This is a genomic window from Rhizobium sp. N324 (assembly GCF_001664485.1).
Classification (GTDB): Bacteria; Pseudomonadota; Alphaproteobacteria; order Rhizobiales; family Rhizobiaceae; genus Rhizobium.
The window spans coordinates 508,788-530,999 of record NZ_CP013630.1; the positions used below are offsets into that span (position 1 = coordinate 508,788).

Annotated in this window: 20 protein-coding genes; 12 read left to right on the top strand and 8 right to left on the bottom strand. The window is 62.7% G+C overall.

The annotated features are described in order from the left end of the window. Positions 1-203: 203 nt before the first annotated feature. Positions 204-677, bottom strand: a complete 474-nt coding sequence (locus tag AMK05_RS02515) for an RbsD/FucU family protein (RefSeq protein ID WP_064836244.1) — start codon at positions 675-677, stop codon at positions 204-206. Continuing rightward, positions 661-1,908 carry an ROK family transcriptional regulator gene (locus tag AMK05_RS02520; protein WP_064836246.1) on the bottom strand — a complete coding sequence of 416 codons (1,248 nt, stop codon included), beginning with the start codon at positions 1,906-1,908 and terminating at the stop codon, positions 661-663. Before AMK05_RS02520 ends, AMK05_RS02515 begins: the two co-directional genes overlap by 17 nt. Positions 1,909-2,134: 226 nt before the next feature. On the opposite strand from AMK05_RS02520, the gene AMK05_RS02525 reads away from it, so the two are divergent. From AMK05_RS02525 to AMK05_RS02555, 7 genes are all read left to right on the top strand, one after another. Continuing rightward, complete coding sequence (locus AMK05_RS02525) at positions 2,135-3,154, top strand: sugar ABC transporter substrate-binding protein (RefSeq protein WP_064836248.1); 1,020 nt, start codon at positions 2,135-2,137, stop codon at positions 3,152-3,154. A gap of 156 nt (positions 3,155-3,310) precedes the next feature. Then, a complete protein-coding gene (locus AMK05_RS02530; protein WP_064836250.1) occupies positions 3,311-4,375 on the top strand; it encodes an ABC transporter permease in 1,065 nt (354 codons plus the stop codon). 2 nt (positions 4,376-4,377) lie between these two features. Next, positions 4,378-5,160 (top strand): ATP-binding cassette domain-containing protein, encoded by a 783-nt coding sequence (locus tag AMK05_RS02535; RefSeq protein WP_064836252.1) that lies wholly within the window; start codon positions 4,378-4,380, stop codon positions 5,158-5,160. Further along, a complete protein-coding gene (locus AMK05_RS02540; RefSeq protein ID WP_064836254.1) occupies positions 5,157-5,789 on the top strand; it encodes a nucleoside triphosphate hydrolase in 633 nt (210 codons plus the stop codon). The genes AMK05_RS02535 and AMK05_RS02540 overlap by 4 nt, the downstream gene beginning before the upstream one ends. A gap of 144 nt (positions 5,790-5,933) precedes the next feature. Continuing rightward, a complete protein-coding gene (pyrC, locus tag AMK05_RS02545; RefSeq protein ID WP_064836256.1) occupies positions 5,934-6,974 on the top strand; it encodes a dihydroorotase in 1,041 nt (346 codons plus the stop codon). A 288-nt stretch (positions 6,975-7,262) separates the two neighbouring features. Continuing rightward, positions 7,263-8,441: a GGDEF domain-containing protein gene (locus AMK05_RS02550; protein WP_064836257.1), complete on the top strand. Its 1,179-nt coding sequence runs from the start codon at positions 7,263-7,265 to the stop codon at positions 8,439-8,441. 203 nt (positions 8,442-8,644) lie between these two features. Next, on the top strand, positions 8,645-9,181 hold the full coding sequence (locus AMK05_RS02555; protein WP_064836259.1) for a glyoxalase superfamily protein: 537 nt from the start codon (positions 8,645-8,647) through the stop codon (positions 9,179-9,181). A gap of 417 nt (positions 9,182-9,598) precedes the next feature. Here AMK05_RS02555 and AMK05_RS02560 read toward each other — a convergent pair whose 3' ends face one another. Next, a complete protein-coding gene (locus tag AMK05_RS02560) occupies positions 9,599-10,081 on the bottom strand; it encodes an anthrone oxygenase family protein (RefSeq protein WP_064836261.1) in 483 nt (160 codons plus the stop codon). Between the two features lie 99 nt (positions 10,082-10,180). Between AMK05_RS02560 and AMK05_RS02565 the strand changes: the two genes are divergently transcribed. From AMK05_RS02565 to AMK05_RS02575, 3 genes are all read left to right on the top strand, one after another. Continuing rightward, a complete protein-coding gene (locus AMK05_RS02565) occupies positions 10,181-10,831 on the top strand; it encodes a TetR/AcrR family transcriptional regulator (protein WP_064836263.1) in 651 nt (216 codons plus the stop codon). Between the two features lie 72 nt (positions 10,832-10,903). Continuing rightward, positions 10,904-11,593 carry an orotate phosphoribosyltransferase gene (locus tag AMK05_RS02570; RefSeq protein ID WP_064836265.1) on the top strand — a complete coding sequence of 230 codons (690 nt, stop codon included), beginning with the start codon at positions 10,904-10,906 and terminating at the stop codon, positions 11,591-11,593. Positions 11,594-11,655: 62 nt separating this feature from the next. After that, complete coding sequence (locus tag AMK05_RS02575) at positions 11,656-12,582, top strand: carbohydrate kinase family protein (RefSeq protein WP_064836267.1); 927 nt, start codon at positions 11,656-11,658, stop codon at positions 12,580-12,582. 230 nt (positions 12,583-12,812) lie between these two features. Here AMK05_RS02575 and otsA read toward each other — a convergent pair whose 3' ends face one another. Further along, positions 12,813-14,228: an alpha,alpha-trehalose-phosphate synthase (UDP-forming) gene (otsA, locus tag AMK05_RS02580; RefSeq protein WP_064841242.1), complete on the bottom strand. Its 1,416-nt coding sequence runs from the start codon at positions 14,226-14,228 to the stop codon at positions 12,813-12,815. 543 nt (positions 14,229-14,771) lie between these two features. Then, the gene (pgi, locus tag AMK05_RS02585; protein WP_064836269.1) at positions 14,772-16,397 is read right to left on the bottom strand and encodes a glucose-6-phosphate isomerase; all 1,626 of its coding nucleotides are present in this window, start codon (positions 16,395-16,397) and stop codon (positions 14,772-14,774) included. Here pgi and AMK05_RS35070 point away from each other — a divergent pair. After that, positions 16,396-16,566: a hypothetical protein gene (locus AMK05_RS35070; protein ID WP_190237333.1), complete on the top strand. Its 171-nt coding sequence runs from the start codon at positions 16,396-16,398 to the stop codon at positions 16,564-16,566. The genes pgi and AMK05_RS35070 overlap by 2 nt on opposite strands. 216 nt (positions 16,567-16,782) lie before the next feature. On the opposite strand, the gene AMK05_RS02590 is transcribed toward AMK05_RS35070, so the two are convergent. Continuing rightward, positions 16,783-18,483, bottom strand: coding sequence for a long-chain fatty acid--CoA ligase (locus AMK05_RS02590; protein ID WP_064836271.1), 1,701 nt, complete (start codon positions 18,481-18,483; stop codon positions 16,783-16,785). 247 nt (positions 18,484-18,730) lie between these two features. Here AMK05_RS02590 and AMK05_RS02595 point away from each other — a divergent pair, with 247 nt between their 5' ends. Then, entirely contained in the window at positions 18,731-19,123 is a 393-nt protein-coding gene (locus tag AMK05_RS02595) for a PRC-barrel domain-containing protein (RefSeq protein ID WP_064836273.1), read from the top strand. Positions 19,124-19,332: 209 nt separating this feature from the next. Here the strand turns inward: AMK05_RS02595 and AMK05_RS02600 are convergent, their stop codons facing one another. Then, a complete protein-coding gene (locus tag AMK05_RS02600; RefSeq protein ID WP_064836275.1) occupies positions 19,333-21,786 on the bottom strand; it encodes a glycoside hydrolase family 2 protein in 2,454 nt (817 codons plus the stop codon). A 9-nt stretch (positions 21,787-21,795) separates the two neighbouring features. Then, a complete protein-coding gene (locus tag AMK05_RS02605; protein ID WP_064836277.1) occupies positions 21,796-22,191 on the bottom strand; it encodes a VOC family protein in 396 nt (131 codons plus the stop codon). Between the last annotated feature and the right edge of the window lie 21 nt (positions 22,192-22,212).

The following is a 22,212-nucleotide window of genomic DNA, read 5'->3' on the forward strand; positions in this document are numbered from 1 at the left end:
TTCGACGGCCATGCCCAAGCTATGATGTCGGGCGTCATTATAGCTTGAGCCATTGATGATGTATACCATTAATAATGGCGGTCGGTCCAAGGAGTGTTTTATGACGGAAGCATACGGACCTTCAGCCCCGCGCGTCCTCTCAAGATGCGCAGGCGGAGTTGTCGCGCCTTGAAGAGGCAGCAGCGAGAAGCGAGCTTCCTGTTCTAATAGACGAACGGATCCACCCCCGCCGCCTGGGCGCCCGGCTCTTTCGGATAGATCACGCCCTTGCGCAGGATGATGTTGGCATAGAGCCGAGGCTCGCTGGTCTGGATCAGCGCATGGGCGGCCTTCACGCGGCCGTAGAAATCAGGGCCGATCAGCGGTACCACCTGCCGGTGTGGTTCATGGCGGGCGCAGCAGTCGATCATCTCCTCATGCACCGGATCGAGTTTGTCGCGCTCGGCCTTGACGGTCGAGCGGAATATCGCTTCCGGCACGAAATCGTCGATCGGCAGCACGCTGAGCACGGCGTTGAGAACCGGAATGAGATGGTGGCCGTCGAGCCGGATCAGCCGGCGGGCATGTTCGACGCCCGGATAATTGCCGTCGACGATGGCGATCTCGTCGCCGTGGCCCATGGCCCGAAGCGTGAAAAGCAGCTCCGGGCTCAACAGCGGATCAAGTCCCTTCAGCATGGTCTACCTCCTTGAAGAGTACGTTTTGATCTGTGAGGTAACGCGCAAAGATCGGCAGGCTGGCGCCGCCGATGGCGCGCGCCTGGGCGCCGACCGCGCCCTCGATGATTTCGGGCATGACGACGCCCTGCAGGTCGAGCTTGGCGGCTTCGTCGATCGTGGCCTGCACGACGCGGCTGCGCACCCAATGGGGAAAGCCGCCGTCGATGACGGCGGCGCTGAAATCGACGATCGAGGCGGCCGCGACGATCGCCTGCGCCAGCGCCTTGGCGGTGTCCTGGATCCAGATTTCCATCGGCTCGCCGAAATCCACCCAGTCGTCGGCGGAATACCAGAGCGGCTCGGGATCGATGCCGCGCTCGCGCAGCATGTTTTCCAGCACGAAGATCGAGGCGATTTCGAGCAGCTGCTTGGTTTCGCCGTTCCTGTCGCGCACCGGCAGCGGCCCGATGGCGCCCGCCGTGCCGGTGCGGCCGGAAAAGATCGCCGAATTCAAGACGATGCCGCCGCCGATGAAGGAGCCGATGAAGAAATAGACGAAATCCGGGTAGGACGGCCCGACGCCGAACACCAGTTCGGCCCCGCAGGCGCTGGTCGCATCGTTCTGCATGAAGACCGGATGGGAGACGCGTGCGGCGATATCGGCCTGCAGGTCGACCTCGCGCCAGACCTCCATGGCGCCGGGCGGCGCGCCCACCTCTTCGGCCCAGTTCCAGAGTTCGAAGGGTGCGGCGATGCCGAGGCCGGCGATGCGGCCACGCTGCTTGTCGTCGAGCCGGTCTTCAAGCTCCTGAATGCCCGAGGTGACGAAGGCGAGGATTTCTTCCGGCAGCGGATAGGCATAGGTGCGGTGCAGCTGCATGCGGATGCGGCCGACGAAATCCATCAGCACCAGATCGGCGCTGCGCCGGCCCATCTTCAGGCCGAAGGAATAGACGGCGTCCGGGTTGATATGCATCGGGATCGACGGCTGTCCCACACGGCCGCGCACCGGCGCCCCGCGCGACAGCAGCCCTTCCTTCTCCAGCACCCGCATGATGACCGAGACGGTTTGGGCCGACAGGCCGCTGCGGCGCGCGATATCGGCCTTCGACAGCGCGCCGTAGAGGCGCACCAGCGACAGCACGAGCCGTTCGTTATAGGCCCGCACCCTGACCTGGTTCGCACCTCCGGCCGGATTCAAAATTGGCGGCGGGACCGGCGTCTGTTCCGGTCCATCCAAAGACGACATGGCCGCTCCTCCCGATTGTTGGCCTATGCCTGATTTCCACGGAGCATGCCACATCGAATTAATAATTCAATTGGATTTATTTATTGACAAGCCAATTTCTTTTCGCTTTTAATTGCCCTCGTCAAGGGCACGGGACGGCTTTGGAAGTTCACAATCCACGGCGAAGTGCCATATCTTAAAATTCCGGCCCGCAGGGGCGGCGCCGGCAAACTCTGGGAGGAGTTCCATGAAGAAATCTGTTCTCGCTTTCGGCGCGCTCGCGCTTGGTGTCGCCTTTTCCGCTCCGGCGATGGCGGCGGATGTTTCCGCCTGCCTGATCACCAAGACCGACACCAACCCCTTCTTCGTCAAGATGAAGGAAGGTGCGACGGCCAAGGCCAAGGAACTCGGCGTCTCGCTGAAGTCCTACGCCGGCAAGATCGACGGTGACAGCGAAAGCCAGGTTGCCGCGATCGAAAGCTGCATCGCCGACGGCGCCAAGGGCATCCTGCTCACGGCTTCGGACACCAAGGGCATCGTGCCTGCGGTCAAGAAGGCCCGCGACGCCGGCCTGCTGGTCATCGCTCTCGACACGCCGCTCGAGCCGGCCGATGCTGCCGACGCGACCTTCGCCACCGACAACCTGCTCGCCGGTAAGCTGATCGGCCAGTGGGCCAAGGAAACCATGGGCGACAAGGCCAAGGACGCCAAGGTCGGCTTCCTCGACCTGACGCCGTCGCAGCCGACGGTCGACGTTCTCCGTGACCAGGGCTTCATGATAGGCTTCGGCATCGACCCGAAGAATCCGGACAAGATCGGCGACGAAGACGACAAGCGCATCGTCGGCCATGACGTGACCAACGGCAACGAGGAAGGCGGCCGCAAGGCCATGGAAAACCTTCTGCAGAAGGATCCGGGCATCAACGTCATCCACACGATCAACGAGCCGGCCGCTGTCGGCGCCTACCAGGCGCTGAAGGCCGTCGGCATGGAAAAGAACGTGCTGATCGTCTCGGTCGATGGCGGCTGCCCGGGCGTCAAGTCGGTCAAGGAAGGCGTCATCGGCGCCACCTCGCAGCAGTATCCGCTGCTGATGGCGTCGCTCGGTATCGAGGCGATCAAGAAGTTCGCCGATAGCGGCGAAAAGCCGAAGCCGACCGAAGGTAAGTCCTTCTTCGACACCGGCGTCTCGCTCGTCACCGACAAGCCGGTTTCCGGCGTCAAGTCGATCGACACCAAGGAAGGCACCGACAAGTGCTGGGGCTGAGCCCAATCTCTTGAAACCAGAGCGGCCGGGGCTTGATCCCCGGCCGTTTTCGACGGACGATGTGCCGTCGCCCCCACGAACCGGCTCAGAATAGACCGGAAGGATATCGGTGACGGCCCCCGTGCGAGTTCGGCGCACGGATGCGGAGGAGGAACCATGACCGGAACTCAGGAATTCGAACGTGTCCTCGACGGCAGCGACAAGAGCGTCGCCTCCTTCGAGCACCAGGATGTCTCGCTGATCAAGCGTGCCCAGCATTTTCTGCACTCGACGCCGGCCGCCGTGCCGCTGATCGTGCTGGTGCTGGCGATCATCATCTTCGGGGCAACGATCGGCGGACGGTTCTTCTCGTCCTATACGCTGACGCTGATCCTGCAGCAGATCGCCATCGTCGGCATTCTCGGCGCCGCCCAGACCCTGGTCATCCTGACCGCCGGCATCGATCTTTCGATCGGCGTCATCATGGTGATCTCGGCCGTCATCATGGGCAATGTCGCCATCACCTACGGCATACCGACGCCGATCGCCGTGATCGGCGGCCTGCTGGTCGGCGGCCTCTGCGGCTTGCTGAACGGCTTCCTCGTCGCCTTCATGAAACTGCCGCCCTTCATCGTCACGCTCGGCACCTGGAATATCGTCATGGCGACGAATTTCATCTATTCCGCCAATGAGACGATCCGCGACACCGATGTCGACGAACAGGCGCCGCTGCTGCATCTTTTCGCCGCGAGCTTCAGGCTCGGCAGCGCCGTGCTCACCCTCGGCGTCATCGCCATGGTGCTGCTCGTCCTGCTGCTGTGGTATGTGCTCAATCACACCGCCTGGGGCCGGCATGTCTATGCGGTCGGCGACGATCCGGAGGCGGCCAAGCTCTCCGGCATCCAGACCAAGAAGGTGCTGCTCACCGTCTACACCATCTCGGGCGTCATCGCCGCCTTCGCCGCCTGGGTCTCGATCGGCCGCAACGGCTCGATCTCGCCCTCTTCGGCGGTTACCGATTATAACCTCCAGGCGATCACCGCGACGGTGATCGGCGGCATCTCGCTCTTCGGCGGCCGCGGCTCCATCCTCGGCACGCTGTTCGGCGCGATGATCGTCGGTGTCGTCTCGATGGGCCTCAACATGCTCGGCGCCGACCCGCAATGGAAAGTGCTTTTGACCGGCGTGCTGATCATTGCCGCCGTCGCCATCGACCAGTGGATCAGAAAGGTTTCGGTGTAATCATGGCTCGCGAACCCCTTCTCACCGCCCGCGGCTTGGTCAAGCGTTATGGCCGCGTCACCGCGCTCGACAATGCCGATTTCGACCTCTACCCCGGTGAAATCCTCGCCGTCATCGGCGATAACGGCGCCGGCAAGTCCTCGCTGATCAAGGCGATTTCAGGTGCCGTCACCCCGGATGAGGGGGTGATCACCCTCGAAGGCAAGCAGGTGCAGTTCCGCTCGCCGATGGAAGCGCGCGAGGCCGGCATCGAAACCGTCTATCAGAACCTCGCTCTGTCGCCGGCGCTGTCGATCGCCGACAACATGTTCCTCGGCCGCGAGATCCGCAAACCGGGCATGCTCGGCTCGATGTTCCGCATGCTCGACCGGCCGGCGATGGAAAAGCTGGCGCGCAACAAGCTCTCCGAACTCGGGCTGATGACCATCCAGAACATCAACCAGGCGGTGGAGACGCTCTCGGGCGGCCAGCGCCAGGGTGTCGCGGTCGCCCGCGCCGCCGCCTTCGGCTCCAAGGTCATCATCATGGACGAACCGACGGCCGCCCTCGGTGTCAAGGAAAGCCGCCGCGTGCTGGAACTGATCCTCGACGTGCGCGCCCGCGGCCTGCCGATCGTGCTGATCTCGCACAACATGCCGCATGTCTTCGAGGTCGCCGACCGGATCCATATCCACCGCCTCGGCCGCCGGCTGACGGTGATCGATCCGAAGGAATACACCATGTCCGACGCCGTCGCCTTCATGACCGGCGCCAAGGCGGTGCCGACGGAGCCGGTCGCGGCATGACGGTACGCATCGACGAAATCGCCGGCGAGGTTCTCAGCCGCGCCGGCGATGCCAGACGTTTCCTGATCGGCATTGCCGGGCCACCGGGTTCGGGCAAATCGACCATGGCCGACAATCTGGCGGCGGCGCTGAAAGCCAGAGGCGAAAGCGCCGCGGTCCTGCCGATGGACGGCTTCCACATGGACAATGCCATCCTGATCGAACGCGGCCTTTTGGCCCGCAAGGGCATCCCTGAAACCTTCGATGTCCGCGGTTTCCTCGATATCATCGCCGCCGTCCGGCGGGCCGACCAGGAGGTTCTGGCGCCGGTCTTCGACCGCTCGCGCGAACTCGCAATCGCCTCGGCCCGGCCGATCGATCCGAAGGACCGCTTCATCATCGTCGAGGGCAATTACCTGCTGTTTACGCAGGGAAAATGGGCCGAACTCGATGGCGTCTTCGACTTTTCGATCATGCTGGCGCCGCCGATCGAAGTGCTCGAGGAGCGGCTCTGGGCGCGCTGGCGCGGTTATAATCTCAGCGAAGAGGCCGCCAGCGCCAAGGTCTACGACAACGACCTGCCGAACGGCCGGCTGATCCTCGAAAACCGCCGTCCGGCCGATGTGACGCTGGAGATCGCGCTGGCGTGATGCATGTCGCCCGGAAGTGTACCGCGGTTCCGGGAGAACGACATGCATCAAAACAAAGAGCGAAAGCGCGACGCATGAATCGATTTCAATGCGCCGCACTTTAGTGCTATCGAGGCCGCAGACGCATCGCTTCGGAGGCCTGCCATGCAATCGATCACCATCCGCCGTCCTGACGACTGGCACCTGCATCTGCGCGATGGCGCCATGCTGGAAGGCGTGATCGCCGATACGAGCCGCACTTTCGCCCGCGCCATCATCATGCCCAATCTGGTGCCGCCTGTTGTCACCACTTCGGATGCGACGGCCTATCGCGAGCGTATCCTGAAAGCCCTGCCGGCCGGCCATCGCTTCCAGCCGCTGATGACGCTCTATCTCACCGAGCATACCAGCCCCGACGATGTCGAGGCGGGGGCGAAAAGCGGCCTGATCACTGCCGTCAAGCTTTATCCGGCCGGCGCCACCACCAATTCGCATGGCGGCGTGCGCGACATGGAAAAGGCGATGCCGGTGCTGGAGCGCATGGCCAGGATCGGCCTGCCGCTCTGCGTCCATGGCGAGGTGACGACGCCTGAGGTCGATATCTTCGACCGCGAGGCCGTCTTCATCGACACCGTGCTCGATCCGCTGCGCCGCCGCCTGCCCGAACTGAAGGTGACGATGGAACATGTGACGACAGCTGATGGCATCGACTATATCAAGGCGGCCAAGGCCAATCTCGCCGGCTCGCTGACCACCCATCACCTGATCATCAACCGCAACGTCATCCTTGCCGGCGGCATCCGCCCGCATTATTACTGCCTGCCGGTCGCCAAGCGCGAAAACCACCGGCAGGCGCTGCGCGCCGCCGCCGTCAGCGGAGATCCGCGCTTCTTCCTCGGCACCGATTCCGCCCCGCATGTCGATCCCTTGAAGGAATGCGCCTGCGGCTGCGCCGGCATCTACACCTCGATCAACACGATGAGCTGCCTCGCCCATGTCTTCGAGCAGGAGGGTGCTCTCGACAAGCTCGAAGCCTTCGCCTCGCTGAACGGCCCGGCCTGGTATGGGCTTTCGCCGAACGAGGAACGCATCACCTTGTCCAAGCAGGCCGAGCCGGTCACTTTTCCCGCCAAGATAGAAACCGACGCCGGCCCGGTGACGGTGTTCGATCCGATGTATCCGCTGCATTGGCAGGTGATGGCGTAGCGCCAGGATCTGCCCCTCACCCTAACCCTCTCCCCGTTCTGACGGGGCGAGGGGACGTGCCCTGCTTGACGTCGGCGAGGGACGGAGAGAGTGCGGCTTGCCCCCCTTCGCCCCGCGCGCGGGGAGAAGGTGCCGGCAGGCGGATGAGGGGCCATGCCAAGTTACCACCCTAACATTTGTGTCTGCAGTGCCTCATTTTTTAACGGAATGCGTAAGACATTCCTCATCGCCGATCGCATAGGTTGCCAACATTATCCGGCGTGGCCGCGGTCGCGGAGACTGAAAAGCATGATGCTTGACTATAACTCCCTGTTGCTGGCGCTCGGCGTCTCCACGGCCTGTCTTGCCGTGACCTTGATGGGCGGCTGGCTTGTCCGCCGGGCCGAAACCGTGCTGCTCACCGCCACGGTCGGCCTGGTCTTCGTCGTCAGCGGTATTTTTGTCTACAGCGCCTATGTGAACAGGCCGGAGATGGGCTTCGGCATCGCCAATTTCGTGCTGTTTCATGCTGGTTTCGCCACCATCTGGGGTGCCGGCCGGCAGTTTCTCACCGGCCGCCTGTCCTTGCCGGGCATTGCGATCCGCGCCCTGGCGGCGATGGTCTTCTCCATCGTGCCGCTGGTATCGGGTTATGACGGCCTGGCCTTCATCGCTGACAATCTTGCCATTGCGCTGCTGCTCTTTGCCACCGCCAGGCAATATTGGCTCGCCCGCGCTGAGGCCCCGGCGCCGATCCTCGGCATTGCCGCACTCTATACCGCCACGGCGATCTCCTTCGTGCTTTGCGCCGCCGTTTTGATCTCCGACGGCAAGCTGGTGCTCGGCAAGGCGCCGAGCAACTGGGCCGAGGATCTGAGCCTTGCCGTCTGCATTGCCGGCATGACCGGGATCGGCGCCCTGTCGCTGGCGCTGCATCAGTGGCGGCTCGCCGCCCGCCATCGGCTCGAAGCGATCACCGATCCGCTGACCGGGCTGCTCAATCGCCGCGCCCTGTTCGACCAATACGGCACACGCCCGATGGGCTCGGCCACCGCCGTCATCGTCTTCGATATCGACCATTTCAAATCCGTCAACGACCGCTTCGGCCATGCGGCTGGCGATCGCGTGATCAAGGTCTTCGCCGCCGAACTCTCGGCCAACTGCCGCCCCGGCGATACTGCCGCGCGGTTGGGCGGCGAGGAGTTTGCGCTGGTGCTGAAGGAGACCATGCCCGGCCGGGCGGAACTGGCGGCCGAGCGCATCCGCAGGGATTTCGAGGCACGCGAGATTCCGATCGACGATGCGGTGCTGAAATGCACGGTCAGCGTCGGCGTTGCGCCCGGGCGCGCCAAAAGCCTGGATTTCGATGCCATGCTGAGTGCTGCCGACAAGGCGCTCTATGCCGCCAAGCGCGGCGGCCGCAACCGGGTCGAGTTGGCCGGTCACCTGCAGGCTGTTCCGCTCGAGGTGGCGCGCACGGCGTCTTGATTGCTGGCTGCTCCTCTCATAATATCGCCTTTGGCCGGATGCGGCCAGCCGCCCCGCGGCGCCCGACGTTTGACCGTTTGGCGTTATGGTGAATGCATCCAGATACCATCCTTCACGTCCCTTGCCGTTTGGCGATCGATGGCGAACGGGTCAGCAGACGCGGGCACTGATCTTCCTGTTTGCCGCCAACGGAAGGATGACATATGCGCGATTTTCGCGATGCCAAGCTCATGGCAAAGACTTTGCGGCAGGCGCTTGCCGACCGCGACATTTCGCTGACCCATAGCGAAACCCTCGAAATCGTCGCCCGCCAGCTCGGGCTCGACCAATGGAATATTCTCTCGGCGAAGATCGATGCGGCGGGTGCTTCCCGCTCCGCCGTCGGCATCGAACCGCCGATGCCGATCTTCCGCATCTTCTCGGTGGAGAAGGCCATGGAATTCTATTGCGGCTTCCTCGGCTTCCATCTCGACTGGGAGCACCGCTTCGAGGAAAACTCCCCGCTCTATTGCCAGGTCTCGCGTGACGGCATGGCGCTGCATTTGAGCGAACATTCCGGCGACGCCAGCCCCGGCGCCAGGGCCTTCGTCCGCGTCGCCAATGTGCGCGCCTACCACGCCGAACTCGCCGGCAAGGACTACCGCTACATGAAGCCCGGCGTGGAAGAGGCGCCCTGGGGGCTGGAAATGACCGTCATCGACCCCTTCAGCAACCGCATCGCCTTTTGCGAGCAGGTATAGGCGAGGCGGCTGACAAAGCCTGCTGACGCCTCTTTGGTCGTGCTCGGGCACCACAAAGGCCGGTTGTTGGGCGCTGCCATATCCCACCCTCATTCCTGTGACGAGCACAGGAGTGAGGGTGGGTGAGTGTCGGCTGATGGACGAATCCCCTGTCTCGCGGGGCCAGCAGCGAGCTTTGCTGGATCATCACTGCACCAAGGACAACGAAACGGAAACCAAGCCGCGGCATCCACCAACGTCCCTCATCCTGAGGCGTGGAAGCCGAAGGCTGGAGCCTCGAAGGACGCGCCGCAACGCTGCTCCTTGCCTATATCGGGCGCAGAATGCCCGCCTCGTCCTTCGAGGCCCCTGCGGGGCACCTCAGGATGAGGCTCTCTTGACTGCCGGCATTTGCCTGCGAGAGCCCCTTGCGTTGCCTCAAACGATCATCAACGCCCGGACGAAGGCGACCGAGGCGAGCAGCGAGGCTGCCGTCCTGACATGGTTCCACCACGTCCAGTCCCTGAGATAGGTCGCCCAGAGCGCGGCCGCCTCCGGCCCGCCGCCGCTCATTTTTTCCAGCGCGTCATTCATCGGCACGTTGAAGATGATGGTCGAGAGGAACGAGGCGACGACATAGAGCGCCGCTCCCGCCAGCATCAGCGCGGACGCGCCGCCGCGCCAGTTCATCAGCGCCAGCACTGCGATGACGATGCAGAGGATTGCCGTCGGGACGAACAGCGCCATGAAGGGCGAGCGGACGATCGTCACGTTGATCGAGTTCATCGCCGCAATGCCTTGCTCGGCTGGAATGCGCGAGAAGGCGGTCATGATGAAGGTCGAGAAGGCGAAGAAGATGCCGGCAACGAGGCCGCTGCCGATTGCAGCGGCGACGAGGGAAAGGGTGAGGACGATCTGCATGTCGAAGCTCCTTCCGAAGGTTTACAAATAAGAGAAACTCTCTCATTTGCAAAATGAGATAAACTCTCTTATTTTCTTTGTCAACCGTGAGGAGAGACGATGTCGCAACAGCCGGTCGCAACACGCAGGCGCCAGCAGCCTACCGGCCAGCCGCGTCGGATCCCCAGCCAGCAGCGCGGCCGCGAACGCTTCGAAAAGATCCTCACCGTCGCCTCGGAGCTGATCGAGAGCCGCGGCAGCGACGGCTTGAAGATGAGCGAGATCGTCGAAAAGGCCGGCCTGTCCTTCGGCGCGCTCTACCAATATTTCCCCGATAAAAGCGCGATCATCCGGACATTGGCCGAGCGTTTCAACGAAGAGGGCAGGCGGTGCGTCGAGGCGGAACTGGCGAAGGTCGCTGATCCAGCGGCGCTCGCCGGCGCGCTCGCCACTATCGCCGACGAATATTATGCCTTTTTCCGCCGCGAGCCTGTGATGCGCGACATCTGGCATGCGACCCATGCCGACAAGCTGCTGCAGCAGGTCGATGCCGAAGACATGGAATTCCATGCCCAGGCATTGCTCGCCGTGCTCGTCCGCCTGTGGCCGGAGCGCGACCGCGGCGCGCTTCTGGCGATCGCCCGGCTGACGATGCAGCTGCTTGCCGCCGCCGTGCGCTATGCCGTTTCGCTGGATGCGGAAGCGGGCGATGCGGCGATTGCCCTGTTCAAGAAGATGCAGGGACCCGATATCGGCCGTCTCTTGCTGTAAGGCTCGCCTTGCGTCTGGAAACGATGGGCTCTTGCTGCTATTGCCGGAGACGCAAAGCTGAAGGAGAGCCGCATGATCCAGACGACATTTCCCGACCGCGCCGTCATGGCCGAACTGGTGGCCAAGATGCTCTGGGAGATCAAGGCCGTGCATTTCAATGCGACCCAGCCCTATAAGCTCGCCTCCGGCATGGCGAGCCCCGTCTATATCGATTGCCGCAAGCTGCTTTCCTTCCCGCGCATCCGCTCGACGGTGATGGATTTCGCCGCCAGCACCCTGCTGCGCGATGCCGGCTTCGAGCAGTTCGACTGCATCGCCGGTGGCGAGACCGCCGGCATTCCCTTCGCCGCCCTGCTCGCTGACCGCCTCGGCCTGCCGATGATCTATGTCCGCAAGCAGCCGAAGGGCCATGGCCGCAATGCCCAGATCGAAGGCAATATGCCGGAAGGCTCGCGGGTGCTGGTCATCGAGGACCTGACGACGGCCGGAACCAGCATGTTCAAATTCATCGATGCGGTGCGCGCCGCCGGCGGCATCGTCGATCACGGCATCGCGCTGTTTTTCTACGACATTTTCGGCCAGCAGCGCTTTACCGACGGCAAGGTCAGGCTGCATCACATCGCCACCTGGCGTAATATGCTTGGAGTCGCCAAAGCGCAGAAACTGTTCGACGACAAGACGCTTGAGGAGGTCGAGGCCTTCCTCGATGCGCCGCTCGCCTGGTCGGGACGGAATGGCGGCGTCAGTGAGCTTTCGCTCTAGCCAGTTGACAAAAGCTCGCTTAATCGGTTGATGAACCTATCGATGCTGTTGGGAGGAATATGATGATTTTGTGCTGCGGCGAAGCCCTGATCGACATGCTGCCGAGGGACACGACCCTCGGTGAAAAGGGCTTTGCTCCCTACGCCGGCGGTGCGATCTTCAACACCGCCATCGCGCTCGGCCGCCTCGGCATCCCCACCGCCTTCTTCACCGGCATTGCCGACGACATGATGGGCGAAATCCTGCTTGCGACGCTGAAGGCCGCCAATGTCGATTACAGCCCCTGCGCCATCACGCAGCGCCCATCGACGATCGCCTTCGTCAAACTCGTCAACGGCCAGGCGACCTATGCTTTCTACGATGAGGGCACGGCCGGCCGCATGATCACCACGGCCGACCTGCCGACCCTCGGCGACGATTGCGAAGCGCTGCATTTCGGCGCGATCAGCCTGATCCCCAGCCCCTGCGGCGAGACTTATGAAGCGCTGCTCGACCGCGAGGCCGGCAAACGCGTCATCTCGCTCGACCCGAACATCCGCCCCGGCTTCATCAAGGACAAGCCGGCGCATATGGCCCGCATCAAGCGCATGGCGGCCAAAGCCGACATCGTCAAATTCTCCGACGAGGACCTCGACTGGTTCGGTCTCACCGGCGACCACGATACGCTCGCCGCCCATTGGCTCGCCCACGGCGCCAAGCTCGTCGTCATCACCAAGGGTGCCGAAGGTGCATCCGGCTATACCAAGGAGCGCAAGGTGACGGTGCCCAGCGAACGCGTCGCCGTCGTCGACACGGTCGGCGCCGGAGACACCTTCGATGCCGGCGTGCTGGCCTCGCTGAAGATGGATGGCCTGCTGACCAAAGCCCAGGTCGCCTCGCTCGACGAAAAGGCGTTGCGCAATGCCTTGGCGCTGGGCGCCAAGGCCGCCGCCGTCACCGTCTCCCGCGCCGGCGCCAATCCGCCCTGGGCGCATGAGATCGGGCTTTAAGGCTTAAGCCAGCGTCGGCTCCAGCCGCGAGTTCCCGGCCTGCCCCTCATCCGCCTGCCGGCACCTTCTCCCCGCGCGCGGGGCGAAGGGGATCTGCGGTAACCTCTCGGTCCCCATCAACGCCTCGCAGGGCACGTCCCCTCTCCCCGTTTTGACGGGGAGAGGGTTAGGGTGAGGGGCATTTTGTGATTTGACTTCGTTTCCAGCGATGACGGGTGGTCGCCGATCGATCAGGAGACTGTCCGGGAGCCATGCTCCGATTGGAGCTCCGGAGCAGCCATCAGGTCCCGCAGGAAATCTTTGCACCACAACGAGACGTCGTGCGAGAGCAGATGCTCCATCATCATGCTCCAGCGGTCGCGGCGTTCCTCGAGGGACATGGCAAGGCCCCTGGCGACGGCATTGGCCGTGCCTTCGACATCGTAGGGGTTGACCAGCAGCGCGCCCTTCAACTCGCGTGCGGCGCCGGCAAAGCGTGACAGCACCAGGACACCCGGCTGATCCGGATCCTGGGCGGCGACATACTCCTTGGCGACCAGGTTCATGCCGTCGCGCAACGGCGTGACCAGCCCGATCGTCGCCAGCCGGAAAAGCCCGGCGAGCACGTTGCGGCTGATCGATCGGTTGACATAGCGGATCGGCACCCAGTCGACCGTTCCGATGGCGCCGTTGACGCGGCCGGCCTGTTCGGCGACCATCTTCTGCATCTGCTCGTATTCGGGCACTTCGGAACGCGATTTCGGCGTGACCTGCAGAAAGGTCACCTTGTTCTGGTAGGCCGGATTGCCGGTGATGAAGCGCTCGAAGGCTTCCAGCCGCTCGATGATGCCCTTCGAATAATCGAGCCGGTCGACGCCGATGATCATATCGCGGCCTTCGATGCTGCGCCGGGTCTTCTGGACCATGACGTTCTCTGCCGCCCTTTCGGCGAATTCGGCAAAGGCGGCGGTTTCGATGCCGATCGGATAGGCGCCGGCCTTGAAGATCCGCCCGTGGGAATCGAACAATCCGTTGCCCAGGTCGTCGCCAATGCCCTCCCGTCTGAGATAGCCGGCGAAGTTCTGCAGATCGTAGTCCGTCTGGAAGCCGACGAGATCGTAATGCGACAGCCCCCGCATGATCTCCTCGTGCACCGGCATGGTGACGAGAATGTCGGCCGGCGGCCAGGGAATGTGCAGAAAGAAGCCGATGCGGTTCTTCAGTCCCATCTGGCGCAGTTCGGCGGCCAGCGGGATGAGGTGGTAGTCGTGAACCCAGATAATATCATCAGGCTCGATCAACGGCGCCAGCCGGTGCGCAAAGAAGCGGTTGACGCGGAAATAACCGGCCATTTCCTTGCGGCCATATTCGGCGAGATCCAGGCGGTAGTGGCAAATCGGCCAGAGAACGCGGTTTGCAAAGCCGCGATAATATTCCTCGACGTCGGTGTCGGTGAGGTCGGTCAGGGCATAGGTGATATTGCCCTTCTGCAACTGCGACAGCGCGCCCGGTTCCCTGTCGCCGCTCGATTCTCCCGACCATCCCATCCAGATGCCGCCGCGCTCCTGCAGGGCTGCCTGCAGAGCGACGGCGAGGCCGCCGGCGGCCGCACCGCCATCTTTGTTCGGCACGGGAACACGGTTGGAAACGACGATAAGACGGCTCATGGGGTTCCTTTTGTGAAGATGGGACATGAAAACGCTGTGTGACGGGCGTCTTGAGGCATCTCCTGAACTTGGGCAGGGACCATACGGTGAAGGCGCCGACATCGACAGAGCCGACCCGGACGCGAGCGGCCCGGTACAGATGCCAACGGGGACAACGGAGAATTTCCGCACAGAATTTGCTTAAATCTAGGGCGATTCCATCAGATTGAAAGAATTCTTTCTAAAATTTTCCATTAGAAGAACGTTCAATCCGGTTCGTGCCGCAGGGCCTATCGCCAGGAATACACGCAGGCCGGCCGCTTTCAGTTCATCATTTGCGGGCCGCAATGACCATGTTGGCGCCAATCCGCTCTGGTGCATGAGCTTGGTTTGTAAGGCTGGAGCCCGCTTCGCCCCTCATCCGGCTGCCGCCACCTTCTCCCCGTAAACGGGGCGAAGGGACAATGCCGCAACCTCTCCGTTCCCCACTCACCTCTCGCATGGCACGTCCCCTCTCCCCGTCAGAACGGGGAGAGGGTTAGGGTGAGGGGCAATCTCAAGCGCTTAATTCGCCAGCTTCGACAGCGCCGCAACCAGGCCTTGCGTCGAGGAATCGTGGCCTGCCGCGCTCTCCTTGCCTTCGACAACCGGCAGCAGGCCCGTCGCCAGTTCTTTGCCGAGCTCGACGCCCCACTGGTCGAAGGAGTTGATGCGGAAGAGCACGCCTTCGACGAAGACGCGGTGTTCGTAGAGCGCGATGAGGCGGCCGAGTGCGTAAGGGGTGAGCTTGTCGTAAACGAAGGTGATCGACGGCCGGTTGCCGGTGAAGACGCGGTGCGGGGCGATGAAATCGGCCTTTTTGTCGTCCATGCCCTTATCGGTCAGCTGCTTCTTGGCTTCTTCGAAGCTGCGGCCCTTCATCAGCGCTTCCGACTGGGCAAGAACGTTGGAGATCAGCAGCTGGTGCTGATGGCGCAACTCCGGCTCGAAGGCATTGGCGGCGATCATGAACTCGGCCGGGATGATGCTCGTGCCCTGATGGATCAGCTGGTAGAAGGCGTGCTGGCCGTTGGTGCCGGGCTCGCCCCAGACGACAGGGCCGGAATTGCCCTCGACCGGTGTGCCGTCGATGGTGACGCCCTTGCCGTTCGATTCCATGTCGAGCTGCTGCAGATAGGCCGGGAAACGCGACAGGCGCTGGTCATAGGGCAGGATGGCGCGGGTGGGATAACCGAGCACATTGCGGTGGTAGAAGCCGATCAGGCCGAGCAGCATCGGCAGGTTTTCGGCAATCGGCGCCTGACGGAAATGATTGTCGACGGCATGGGCGCCGTCGAGGAACTTGCTGAAATTCTCCGGCCCGACGGCGATCATCAGCGGCAGGCCGATCGCCGACCAGATCGAGTAGCGGCCGCCGACCCAATCCCAGAAGCCGAAGACGCGGGCGCTGTCGATGCCGAAGGCGGCAACCTTGTCGAGCGCCGTCGAGACGGCGGCAAAATGGTGCTGCACGGCCGCTTCGCCGAGCGCCTTGGCGATGAATTTGCGCGCCGTCTGCGCATTGGTCATCGTTTCCACGGTGGTGAAGGTCTTCGAGGCGACGATGAACAGCGTTGTCTCGGGCTGAACCAGCTTGAGGATATCGGCGATATGGGCGCCGTCGATGTTAGAAACGAAATGGGCACGCGGGCCGTCATGGAAGGGCGCGAGCGCCAGCGTCGCCATGACAGGGCCGAGATCCGAGCCGCCAATGCCGATATTGACGACGTCGGTGATCGCTTTGCCGGATGCGCCCTTCAGTGCGCCGGAGCGGATCTCGTCGGCAAACTTGCCCATGGCAGCCAGCACCGCGTTGACATCCGGCATGACGTCCTTGCCGTCGACCAGAACCGGCGTGTTGGAGCGGTTGCGCAGTGCGGTGTGCAGCACGGCGCGGTCCTCGGTGAAATTGATCGCCTTGCCGGAGAACATCTCCTCGCGCTTCTTCTCGACGCCGCCGTCTTGCGCGAGCTTGACCAGCAGCTTGAGGATATCGTCATTCACCGCCGTCTTGGAAAAATCCATCAGCAGGTCGTCGAGCGCGACGGAGAAACGCGAAAAACGCTCGGAATCGGCGGCGAAGGCCGCCCGGATATCGGTCGCCTTGGTGGCGGCGGCAGTGCTTTTCAGCTGTTCAACGATGGCGTTCATGGGAGGCTCCTTTGGAGGCGGAAAGGGTTGCGGAAACTATTCGCTTTCTCAGGCCCAAATCAAGTTCAGCCGCCGCTCCAATATGAAAAAAGCCACCCGCGGCAAGCGGATGGCTCAGTTTGCTGACAAAGTCTCCTCCGTCATGCTTGGCCTTGTGCCGAGCATCTGACCACGATCATTGTTTGACAGGAAAACATTTATTTTCAGAGGCCTAATGAGGCCGGCGTAGATCCTCGGCACAAGACCGAGGATGACGTCGCGGGTTTTGCAGTGGTTTGTCCGCAGCCTGAGCCATCTGCAGGAAGCGGATGGCTGTTAATTTCATTACAGCGCCATGCGTCTGAAAGACGCGCAAAGACGCTGTAACACTTTGAATTCGTCAAATTCAGCCGCGCAGATCCTTGCGCAGGATCTTGCCAACCGGCGACTTCGGCAGCTCGGTGCGGAATTCGATGAAGCGCGGGCGTTTGTAATTGGTGAGATTGGCGATGCAATGGGCTTTCACCTCGGCCTCCGTCAGGTTCGGATCCTTCCTGACGACGAAGAGTTTGACCGCCTCGCCCGAATGCCCGTCCGGCACGCCGATCGCCGCCGCTTCGAGAATGCCGGCATGCATGGCGGCGACCTCTTCGATCTCGTTCGGATAGACGTTGAAGCCGGAAACCAGGATCATGTCCTTCTTGCGGTCGACGATCTTGGTATAACCGCGTGCATCCATGAAACCCATGTCGCCCGAGCGGAAATAGCCGTCGTCGGTCATCACCCGCGCCGTCTCCTCCGGCTTCTGCCAATAGCCGGCCATCACCTGCGGCCCGCGGATGCAGATCTCGCCGACATCACCAAGCGGCAGCGATTTTCCGTCCTCGTCGCGGATATCGAGATCGGTGGAGGGCATCGGCAGGCCGATCGAGCCGGTGAATTCGGGCGAATCGAACCGGTTGGCGGTGGCGACGGGCGCTGTCTCGGAAAGGCCGTAGCCCTCCGTTATCGCCGTGCCCGTCATCTTCAGCCAGCGTTCGGCGACCGGGCGCTGCACGGCCATGCCGCCGCCGAGCGACATGATCAGCGGGGAAAAGTCGAGCTTGGCAAAATCGGCATTGTTCATCAGCGCATTGAACAGCGTGTTGAGCCCGGGGAAGATGTGCACATCGGACTTGCCGAATTCCTTGACGAGGCCGGGAATGTCGCGCGGATTGGCGATCAGGATGTTGCGGGCGCCGAGCGACATGCCCATCAGCGAATTCACCGTCAGCGCGAAGATGTGGTAGAGCGGCAAAGCGCAGAGGAAATTCAGCACCTCGGGCTGTTTCTTGCGCTCGAAGGCCGAGCGCAGCCAGAGCGACAGCTGCAGCTTGTTGGCAAGCAGATTTGCATGCGTCAGCACCGCGCCCTTGGCAACGCCGGTCGTGCCGCCGGTATATTGCAGGAAGGCGATATCGCTGCCGGCAAGCGTGACCGGCTGCAGCGTTTTTTTCGCTCCCTCGCGCAGCACCTGGCCGAAGCTTTTGTGCTGCGGGATCGACCAGGAGGGGACGAGTTTCTTCACCTTGCGCACGGCGAAATTGACAATCAGCCCCTTCAGCCCCAGCATTTCGCCGAGCGAGGTGACCACGACATGGCGAAGGTCGGTCTTGTTCAGAACCTGCTCCACCGTGCGGGCGAAATTCTCCAGCACGAAGATCGCCTTGGCGCCGGAATCGCGCAGCTGGTGTTCGAGCTCGCGCGGCGTATAGAGCGGGTTGACGTTGACGACGACGAAGCCGGCCCTGAGGATGGCATAGGCCGCGACCGGGTTCTGCAAGACGTTCGGCATCATCACCGCGACGCGGTCGCCTTTCTCCAGGCCGGTGCTCTGCAGCCAGGCTGCGACCTTGCGCGTCTGGCTCTCCAGTTCGCGATAGCTCATCGCCTTGCCCATGCTGGCAAAGGCGGTCCGGTCGGCGTAACGGGCGCAGGATTTTTCGAGCAGTTCCGCCAGCGAGGCATGTTCCAGCGGCGGAAGCTCGGCCGGGACCATCTCCGGATAGGCGGCAAGCCAGGGTTTTTCAGGCTTGGCCCCGTTCGGATGGACGGAAATGCTGTTCATCGTGTCTCTCTCCCTTGCGGCCGCCGCGCCGACGATCGGTCGGCAGATCGACCGAAAGATCCTCCATCTTCAGTCCGGCAGCTTATGCCATTGCTCGAACGGTTCAAGCCGAATTGAAGCTATACTAACCTTGACGTAAACGTCAACATTCGCCGACGGCGCGTTGATGCCGGGGAGGGGGAACTTTGAGTCCGCCATGACGTTGATCTTCCATACCCTATCCGAAAAAACCAAAAGGAGATGCACAATGCTGAATCAGGATACCGACGCCACCAGCCGCGACCCGAATGCCAAGGGCACACATTCGCTGATCGCCAGCGACCGCGTCGAAGGCACCCGGGTTTATGGCGCCGATGGCAGGCATATCGGCTCGATCGAGCGCCTGATCATCGGCAAGCTCGACGGCCGCGTCGCCTATGCCGTGCTGAGCTTCGGCGGCTTCCTGGGCATCGGTCACGACCACTATCCGCTGCCGTGGGAAAAGCTGAACTACGACACACAGCTCGACGGCTATCGCATCGACCTGACCAAGGAACAGATCGAAGGCGCCCCGAGCTACGCGGACGATGACGACAGCTGGTACAACGATAATGGCCGCCGAGTTTATGACTATTACGGCGTGCCGCCCTACTGGATGTAACCTCGTCCGCTAGGCTGAGCTGGAAGGCCCCGTGCGGTGCGGGGCCTTTTTGGTGTGCTGTTGGTTGCCCCTCACCCTAACCCTCTCCCCGTAAAAACGGGGAGAGGGGACGTGCCCTGCGAGACGTTGGTAAGGAACGGAGAGGTCGCGGCACGCCCCCTTCGCCCCGCGTGCGGGGAGAAGGTGCCGGCAGGCGGATGAGGGGCTTTTCACCGCCCTGCAACCAGATCATTGGCCGACCGCAGCACGGTACCGACGACAATGTCATTGGCCGAAATCACCTTCGCCGTCGCCACCGCAAACACATGGCTCTCGCCCGGCAGCAGCGTCACCAGCATCGTATCGACCACCGCATCCGGATCCAGCCGATCCGCCATCAGGCAGAGATCCTTGAGGAAATTCTCAGCCGTCACCTTGACTGCAAACCCGCCATCGATCCCGGTGACATCGACCGCCAGCCGCGGCACCGATAAGGCAAGCTCGATATCCTCGAGGAAATAATGAAAAGCCCGCCGGTCGAGCATCTCGACGACGATGACCTCCTCCTTCGGTAAGCCGGGTCTAACAATATCCTCGGGCAGCGGAAATTCCTTGGCCTCGAAGCGGTCGCAGAGCAGGCGCCAAAATTCGAATTCGGCCAGCACCGTGCCGTCGAGCCTCAGGCGTTTGCCGGCGATCTTCGCCCGCCAGAACAATGTGCGTTCATTGACCGCCACTGCTGCCAGTCCGCCGTCGCGCGGCTGGATCGTCAGCAGGCGGGGATCATAGGCGGCCTTCAGCGCATACCAGAGCGGCTTGCGGCGCCCGGCCGAATCAAGCGCCGCCCACGAGGTCACCGGCCAGCAATCGTTGAACTGCCAGACCACCGCACCCTTGCAGATATCACGGTGCGAGCGCATGTGCTCGACGGCGAAGCGGATGGCGCGGGCCTGGTTGAGCTGGGTGGCGAAGTGCCAGTCGTCCATCGTCTTCGGCTCCGGCAGATGGCCGGCGAGACCGCGGATCAGCTTGTCATTACCCTGCGTCGCCTTCTGATGATGGAAGACGCCGTTCGATTGCGGCGTCAGCGGCGCGTCATGCACGCTTTCTTCGATCGTCGCCCAGGCGGCCGGCGCCTGCCAGCCGAATTCGGAGCAGAAGCGCGGGATATGGTCGCGGTAGACCTCGTAACCGACATCGTTCCACACGTCCCAGATATGTTTGCAGCCATGGGCGTCGGCATTGGCCTCGATCTCCATCGAACCGGAATAGGGGCTGCCCGGATAATAGGGCCGGTCGGGATCGAGCTCGGCACAGAGCCGCGGCAGCAGGTCGAGATAATAGCCGAGCCCCCACGTCTCGCCGGCCTTGATGATCGGCCGCCAGCCCCATTCGTCGAAGCCCCAGATGTTTTCGTTGTTGCCGTTCCAGAGAACCAGCGAGGCATGCGGCATCAGCCGCACGACGTTGTCGCGCACTTCGGCCTCGACCTCACTCTTCAGCGGCTCCTCCTCGGGATAGGCGGCGCAGGCAAAGAGGAAATCCTGCCAGACCAGCATGCCCATGCGGTCGCAGGCCTCGTAGAATTCGTCGCGCTCGAAGATACCGCCGCCCCAGACGCGCAGCATGTGGATATTGGCGGCCTTCGCCTCCTCGATCCGCGCGGCGTAGCGCTCGGCCGTCACCCGCGAGGGGAAACAATCGTCGGGAATCCAGTTCGCGCCGGCGATGAACAGCGGCACGTCGTTGATGACGAAGGTGAAGGCCGAGCCATGCGCGTCAGCTGCGGTGTCGAGCCTCAGCGAACGGAAACCGAGTTCCCGCTGATAGGTGTCGAGCGGATCGCCGCCGGCATCGTCGATCAGTTCGAGCGTCAGGGGATAGAGCGGCTGGGCGCCGAGATGATGCGGCCACCAGAGTTTTGGCGAGGGCAGGCGAAGCTCGAAGGCGGCTATGTCTTCTCCGGCGCCGATCGCAACCGTCGTCGTCACGCCGCCGAGCGTCGCGACCAGCCGGCACGGCTTCACCTCGCCATGACGCGCCACCTTCGCATGGATCTTCACCAGCCCGTCGCCACCGGCAAGCGTTGCCGAAACCCTTGTCTCGGCAAGCCGCGCCCGATCCCAGCTTTCCAGCCTGACCGGTTTCCACAGGCCCGCCGTCACCAGCGTCGGCCCCCAGTCCCAGCCGAAGTTGCAGGCCATCTTGCGCATCAGATTGCCCGGTCCCGGATAATTGTTGGGCCGGTAGCCGTAGTGTTTTTCCATCTCCGCGCCATAGGCGTAGGCGGAGCGGAAGCTGACGGTGAGTTCGTTGGCGCCTGTTTTCAGAAGCCCGGAAACATCGAAACGATAGGTGCGATGCATGTTGAAGCTGCGGCCGACCTCTTCGCCGTTCAGCGCAATCACTGCGACCGTATCGAGCCCGTCGAAGACGAGTTCCTGCACCCTGCCATCATCAGGCACGGCCTCGAACGTGCAGCGATAGGTCCAGTCGGTCTTGCCGATCCAGTCGTTGGTGATCTCGTTGACGTCGATATAGGGATCGGGGATCAGCCGGCTGGCGAGAAGGTCGAGGTGCACGCAGCCCGGCACCGTCGCGGGGATCGTATCAGGCAGGCCCGGTCTTCCTGTATCGTTGCAGTGAAGCGTCCAGCCGGAATTGAGCTCGGTCTTTTCGATCATCAAATATTCCTAGAGAAACCGGCCGTGACGCTGCAGCACTTCGATCTTGTAGCCGTCGGGATCGGTGACGAAGAAGAACAGGCCGAAGAGTTTGCCGTCGCGGTTGAGTTCCACCAGCTGACCCGGCTTCAGCCCCAGCTTCGACAGCCGTTCACGCTCGACGGTCACCTCCTCGACGGAGACGGCGAGATGGCCGTAGGCATTGCCCAGATCGTAGGGTTCGCTCCGGCCCTTGTTGACCGTCAGCTCCAGTTCGAAGCCGGTCTCTGCATTGCTGAGATAGATCAGCGTGAAGGTTTCGAAATCGACGCGGTCGGCGACCGAAAGGCCGAAGGCCTTGCTGTAGAATGCGACCGAGCGCGCCTCGTCGAGAACGCGGATCATCGAGTGGATCATCTTTGCCAATTCTGCCTCCCATTCTTTCGG